This is a genomic window from Halomonas sp. (assembly GCF_014859505.1).
GTDB lineage: Bacteria > Pseudomonadota > Gammaproteobacteria > Pseudomonadales > Halomonadaceae > Halomonas.
Genome location: NZ_JACUUD010000163.1, coordinates 1 through 5152, shown reverse-complemented (window position 1 = coordinate 5152; position 5152 = coordinate 1). Strand labels below are relative to the sequence as shown.

Genomic DNA, 5152 nt, shown 5'->3' with positions numbered 1-5152 from the left:
CCGGCCGGCAACGCCCTGCTCAACCTGTCGCGGGGCGTGCTGCATAACCTGGAGGATCTCGAGCTGCAGATGCGCGAGTACTCCAGCGGCAATCGGGGCATCGTCAGGGTGTTTGCCAACATGTCGGCCATCACCCAGTACCTGCCCACCGAGACCCAGCTGTTCTTCGAAAAGCACCCCGATATCGGCGTTCAGCTGGAGGAAAAAGTCAGCCCGATCATCACCCGCGAGGTGGTCAGCAACAATGCCGACATCGGCGTCTGTGCCCGACTTCCCCACGGCTACGATCTGGTGGAATTTCCCTACCATGTGGACGACCTGGTGCTGGTCACGCCCCAGAACCACCCGCTGGCAGAGCGTGAGACTATCGATTTCCGCGAGTGCCTCGACTTTCCCCACGTCGGGCTTCACACCTCCAGCGCCATCAACCTGGAACTGCTGAGGGCCACAAGTAATGTTCATCGACCACCTGATCGAATCCGCCGCTACCAGCGGGTGATACCGGAGATCACCAAACCACACGAGGCGATATTTTAACGCTGCAATGCGGCATGAAAATGGGTCTTTTCTTGCCTTCTTGTTTGGAGAAGGCGGCTTCATGAATCACCAATGTACAGGCTGATACCGGGAGGGTATCAATGGAAGCTGGCGCGCTGCCTTCGTCCCGCAGGCGACGGCGAGCCATCGAACGACAACACCATCACGAACTATAACAACAGGCAATCGGCATTCCAAAAGCCAGGAGAACTCACCAATGACATCGCTATCCCGCAAGGCACGCCTGCTGCTCCCCGCCTCACTCATCGCCATCGGCAGCCTCGGCGTCTCGAGCGCACAGGCCGATACCGCGCTGAACATCGGCGCCGCGCCCACCGGCACCGGCTGGTTCTTCGGCATCTCCGAGGGCGCCCGAGTGATCAGCGCAAACACCCCCTATGAGATCACCGTGCGCGAGACCGGCGGCACCCGCGAGAACGCCATCCGCCTCTCCCGCGGCGAGCTCGACCTGGCATTCACCGAGGCGCTGGTGGGCTACGAGATGTTCAACGGCATCGGCCGCTTCGAGGAGACCCCGAACCCCGACGCCCGCCTGATCTACTGGATCGCCCCCTCCACCATGCACTGGGCGATACGCCAGGACAGCGGCATCGAGACCTTCGAGGACCTCAACGGGGCGCGCTTCAACCCCAGCAGCATCGGCGGCGGCGGCGAGTACATCACCGAGCTGGTATTCGGCATCCTGGGTGTCGAGCCCGACTTCCAGCGCATGCGCATCAACGACGCCGCCGAGGGGGTGACCGACGGCCGCCTGGTGGGCTTCAGCTACAACGGCGTGCCACCGATCCCGGCCTTCACCGAGGTGCACGCCTCGCGCCCCCTGCAGCTGCTGTCGCTCTCCGACGAGCAGGTCGAGGCGGTCACCGCGGAGCTGCCCTTCCTGACCCCGACCCTGGTCCCCGCCGACACCTACACCGGCATGAGCGAGGCGCAGTCGCTGGGGATCTACATGGGCGTGGCGGCCAACGCCAGCCTGGATGAAGACACCGTCTACGCGATCACCAGGGCGTACTGGGAGAACCACGAGCAGGTGGCCAACTCCTTCAAGCCGGCCGACGGGGTGACCCCGCAGCACGTGATCGACAACGCCACCTTCCCGCTGCACGCCGGCGCCCTGCGCTACTACCGTGACGACCTCGGCCTCGAGATCCCCGAGGACGTCATTCCGCCCGAAGCGCAGTAATCCCCCCTGCCCCCGCGGGCCAGGTGCCCGCGGGGGTTTCCCGATGCCTTTACCCTGACGCACCGCCCTCCCCTCTTGCCGCGGTGCGGGAGTCATCCGATGGACACCCCAGCAAATTCCAACGTCGTCGAGAAATATTCGGAGGACTCGGGCAAGCGCCAGTTGACGGGCTTCTGGTTCCTGGTGACCCGCCTCGCCGCGGTCTCCATGGCACTGTTTCACCTCTACACGGCCCTCACCGGCCCGGTGAACACCCAGAACGCCATCCACCTGCTGTTCGCCCTGCCGCTGATCTTCCTGGCCTACAGCTGTCGCGCGCGCGACGCCAATCGCATTCCCTGGTATGACCTGGCGCCTATCCTCCTCGGCGCGGTGGTCAGCGCCTACTACGTGATCCATTTCGACCGCATTCTCTACCAGCTGGGCTACCTGATGCCCACCACACTGGACATTGTCTTCGGCATCTCGGCGATCCTGCTGCTGCTCGAGGCCTGTCGCCGCGCCATCGGCCTGGCCTTCCCGATCCTCGTGCTGATCGCCCTGGCCTACGCCGCCTTCGGCCAGCACCTGCCCGGCGTCTGGGGCCACGGCGGCTTCCGCTGGGACGACCTGGTGGCCACCTTCTACCTGAGCCCCACCGGCGTCTACGGCAGCCTGATGCGCACCTCATCGACGGTGATCGTCATCTTCATCATGTTCGGCGCCCTGCTGGTCACCACCGGCGGCGGCGACACCTTCATGCGCCTCTCCAATGCCCTCACCGGACGCATGTCGGGCGGGCCGGCCAAGGCCGCCACCCTGTGCAGTGCCATGTTCGGCAGCATCAGCGGCAGCACCGCCGCCAACGTCGCCACCACCGGGGTGTTCACCATCCCGATGATGAAGAAGAACGGCTACAGCCCGCGCTTCGCCGCCGCCACCGAGGCCTCCGCCTCCACCGGCGGGCAGATCCTGCCGCCGATCATGGGCGCCGCCGCCTTCGTCATGGCCGATGTCATCTCCACCAGCTATCTGGAGATCATCGGCGCCGCCCTGATCCCGGCCCTGCTCTTCTATCTCGCCATCTGGATGAGCGTGCACTTCGAGGCCAAGCGCCTGGGCCTCAACCCGATGCCGAAGTCGGAGCGGCCCACCCTGCGCCAGGGCCTGTTCAACATCGAGACCCTGGTGATCCCGCTGGCCGTGCTGATCACCCTGCTGGTAATGCGCTACACCCCGACCACCTCAGCGGTGGCCGCCTACTTCACCGCCATGGCGCTCTACCTCTTCTCCTGGCGCAGCCCGGGCACCTTCGTGGAACGCCTCAGGTCGCTGCCCGCGGCGCTCGAGGCCGGCGCCATGACCGCCGCCATGATCGCGGTGATCATCGGCAGCGTGGCGATCATCGCCTCGGTGATCAGCCTGACTGGCCTGGGCCTCAAGGTCTCCTCGGTGATCCTGGTGGTCAGCGGCGGCGACGTGCTGATCACCCTGCTGCTGGCCATGGTGGTGGCGATCATCCTCGGCATGGGCCTGCCCACCGTGGCCGCCTACATGCTGGCCGCCTCGGTGGTGGCGGGGGCCTTCATCGAGGCCGGCCTGCCGAGTCTCTCGGCCCACCTGTTCATCCTCTACTTCGCCATCCTCTCCGGGGTCACCCCGCCGGTGGCGCTGGCCGCCTACATCGGCGGCGCCATCGCCGGCTCCCACTGGTTCCGCACGGCGCTGACCGCCACCAAGATCTCCCTGGGCGGTTTCCTGATCCCCTACATGTTCATCTACCACCCGCCGCTGCTCGGCAACGGCACGGTGATGGAGATCGCCCTGGCGGTGGGGTCGGGGGTGCTCGGCATCATCGCCCTGGCCGCCTCCACCATCGGCTACTTCCTGCGCCCCTGTTCCTGGCTGGAACGTGGCCTCCTGCTGGCCGCGGCGCTGATGCTGATCAGCGGCGAGCTGATCACCGACTTTGCCGGCATCGCCCTGATCGGTGGCCTGTTCGCCTGGCAATACCTGAAAAACCGCCAGGCGGGGGCCCCCCTGCCCACCGCCCCCGACAAGGAGCCCGCTCGATGAGGATCGTGATTCCCGACGACTACCAGGACTGCGTGCGCCATCTGAACGCCTTCGCCCGGCTGGAGGGCCACGACGTCACGGTGTTCAACGACACCGTCACCGACCTCGACACCCTTGAGGCGCGCTTCCGCGACGCCGAGGCCCTGGTGCTGATCCGCGAGCGCACGCCGATCACCGCCGAGTTGCTCGAGCGCCTGCCCAACCTCCGGGCGATCAGCCAGACCGGCGGCGGGGCCGCCCACGTGGACCTGGGCGCCTGCAAGGCGCGGGGGGTCACGGTGATGGCCGGCACCGGTTCGCCCTTCGCCGCCGCCGAGCTCACCTGGGCCCTGGTGCTGGCCGCCATGCGCCACATCCCCGAGGAGGCCGCCAACCTCAAGGCCGGCCGCTGGCAGCGCACCCTGGGCACCGGCCTCAAGGGCCGCACCCTGGGCATCTTCGGCTACGGCAAGATCGGCCAGCTGATGGCCCGCTACGCCCAGGCCTTCGAGATGGAAGTGCTGGTGTGGGGCCGCGAGGGCACCCGCCAGCGGGCCACCGAGGCGGGCCTCGAGGTGGCCGCCAGCCAGGCAGAATTCTTCGCGCGCAGCGACGTGCTGAGCCTTCACCTGCGCCTGAACGAGGGCACACAGGGCATCGTCACCGCCGAGGACCTGGCCCGCATGAAGCCCACGGCGCTGCTGGTCAACACCGCACGCGCCCAGCTGATCGCCCCCGGCGCCCTTGAGGCCGCGCTGCGCGCCGGACGCCCGGGCATGGCCGCCGCGGACGTCTTCGATGACGAGCCGGTGGTCAGCCATCCGCTGCTGGAACTGCCCAACTTCCTCGGCGTGCCCCACCTGGGCTACGTGGAGAAGGACAGCTACGAGCTCTACTTCGGCGACGCCTTCGACAACCTGCTGGCCTTCGCCGCCGGCGAGCCCATCAGGAACCTGGCCGAGTGAAAAGCCGTGATGTGAGGAGCCATGACATGAGCGACCGACAGGATGATCTCGACCCCAACGGCCTGGCCACCCGGCGCGAGGTGCTGGGCGACGCCTACGTGGACGCCGCCCTTGCCAATGCCGACGACTTCGGCTGGCCGATGCAGGAGCTGGTGACCCGCAACTGCTGGAACGACATCTGGAACCGACCGGGACTGGCGCGCCCCACCCGCAGCCTGATCAACATCGGCATGCTGGTGGCGCTGAACCGCCCCCACGAGCTCAAGGTGCATCTGCGGGGCGCCCTGAACAACGGCTGCAGCGAGGAGGAGATCCGCGAGGTGCTGCTGCAGTGCGTGCCCTACTGCGGCTTCCCGGCCGCCATCGACGGGCTGCGTACCGCCCGCGAGGTGATCGCCGCCTGGCGAGAGGA

At 67.1% G+C, this 5152-nt stretch carries 5 protein-coding genes; all 5 read left to right on the top strand.

All coding sequences use genetic code 11. The annotated features are described in order from the left end of the window. A partial coding sequence (locus IBX53_RS14425) for a LysR substrate-binding domain-containing protein (protein ID WP_290910567.1) occupies window positions 1-537 on the top strand: 537 nt, incomplete at its 5' end. A 217-nt stretch (window positions 538-754) separates the two neighbouring features. Further along, window positions 755-1741 (top strand): TAXI family TRAP transporter solute-binding subunit, encoded by a 987-nt coding sequence (locus IBX53_RS14420; protein ID WP_290910565.1) that lies wholly within the window; start codon window positions 755-757, stop codon window positions 1739-1741. 99 nt (window positions 1742-1840) lie between these two features. Beyond that, window positions 1841-3796 carry a TRAP transporter fused permease subunit gene (locus tag IBX53_RS14415; protein WP_290910564.1) on the top strand — a complete coding sequence of 652 codons (1956 nt, stop codon included), beginning with the start codon at window positions 1841-1843 and terminating at the stop codon, window positions 3794-3796. Beyond that, window positions 3793-4740: a D-2-hydroxyacid dehydrogenase family protein gene (locus tag IBX53_RS14410; RefSeq protein ID WP_290910561.1), complete on the top strand. Its 948-nt coding sequence runs from the start codon at window positions 3793-3795 to the stop codon at window positions 4738-4740. The genes IBX53_RS14415 and IBX53_RS14410 overlap by 4 nt, the downstream gene beginning before the upstream one ends. A 26-nt stretch (window positions 4741-4766) precedes the next feature. Then, window positions 4767-5152: carboxymuconolactone decarboxylase family protein (locus tag IBX53_RS14405; protein WP_290910558.1), on the top strand; the 386-nt coding region annotated here is incomplete at its 3' end.

Bases quoted from the DNA above. Each gene is read 5' to 3' on its own strand.
- IBX53_RS14420 (WP_290910565.1), top strand. From the start codon at position 755: ATGACATCGCTATCCCGCAAGGCACGCCTGCTGCTCCCCGCCTCACTC.
- IBX53_RS14415 (WP_290910564.1), top strand. From the start codon at position 1,841: ATGGACACCCCAGCAAATTCCAACGTCGTCGAGAAATATTCGGAGGAC.
- IBX53_RS14410 (WP_290910561.1), top strand. From the start codon at position 3,793: ATGAGGATCGTGATTCCCGACGACTACCAGGACTGCGTGCGCCATCTG.